This is a genomic window from Paenibacillus sp. 598K (genome assembly GCF_003851045.1).
Taxonomy (GTDB): domain Bacteria; phylum Bacillota; class Bacilli; order Paenibacillales; family Paenibacillaceae; genus Paenibacillus_D.
On the sequence record NZ_BFBX01000225.1, the window covers coordinates 1 to 958 of the forward strand.

At 54.5% G+C, this 958-nt stretch carries 1 protein-coding gene and 1 pseudogene; one reads left to right on the top strand and one right to left on the bottom strand.

Annotated features, from left to right (window positions below):
• Positions 1-105: pseudogene (locus PA598K_RS34720) on the bottom strand (response regulator transcription factor); the annotation flags it as partial.
• Positions 106-219: 114 nt separating this feature from the next.
• On the opposite strand from PA598K_RS34720, the gene PA598K_RS38520 reads away from it, so the two are divergent.
• On the top strand, positions 220-958 hold a 739-nt coding region (locus tag PA598K_RS38520; protein ID WP_260405763.1), incomplete at its 3' end, for an AI-2E family transporter.

Below are 958 nucleotides of genomic sequence, written 5' to 3' on the forward strand. Positions count from 1 at the left end.
GCCCGTACGGGCAATCGTCGTCGTATAACCTTCGAAGCCCAGCTCGATCTCGAGCAAGCGGGCGATTTTTTCCTCGTCCTCGACGATCAGGATCGTTTCGCTCATTTTGCTTCTCCTTTGCGTATCTGTCATTTGATTCTGTGCGCCTTTGCCGGATATAATGGAAGAACAGCGGAATCCAGGCTGATTATCCCTATCAATGCAAAGGCGGGCTGAAGGATGGAGTCATTGCGCAACAACACCGGGCGTTTTCGAAAAATGATCTTAAACAACAAATTTGTGATATTCCTGATGATACTGCTGCTCCTGGGATTAAACATCTTCGTCTTCCACAAAATTTCGTTTATTTTTACCCCGATCGCCGTACTCCTGAAAACCGTCCTGCTGCCGATCGTGCTCGCAGGCATCGTGTACTATCTGCTGAGTCCAATCGTCGATTATCTGGAGACCCGCAAGGTGCCGCGAGTGTACTCGATCCTCGTGCTGTTCGTGCTTATCATTGGCTTGATCACACTGCTGCTCGTAGCGGTGATCCCGATCATCACCCATCAGGTGACCAATCTGATCGCCGACTTGCCCGGGTATGCCGGACAGATCCAGACGGAGTTCGAGGAGTTCCTCGACAGCGGCATCCAGAGTCAGCTGCAGGAGTGGGTCGACTTCAATAGTCTTAATCTGACGGGCAACGTCACGCAGCGACTGACCTCGGCGCTGGAGGCAGCCTGGTCGAGCATCGGCTCGATCGTCGGGGCGCTCAAGGACGTCATTCTCGCGATCATCACGCTGCCGTTCATCCTCTTCTACCTGCTGAAGGACGGCCGCAAATTGCCAAAATTCATCGCCCGCTTCTTCCCCGTCGCGATGCGGCCCGGGACGCTGCGCGTGATGGGCGAGATGAATCATCAAGTCAGCGGCTACATCCGCGGCCAGATCCTCGTCAGCTGCTGCATCGGCATGC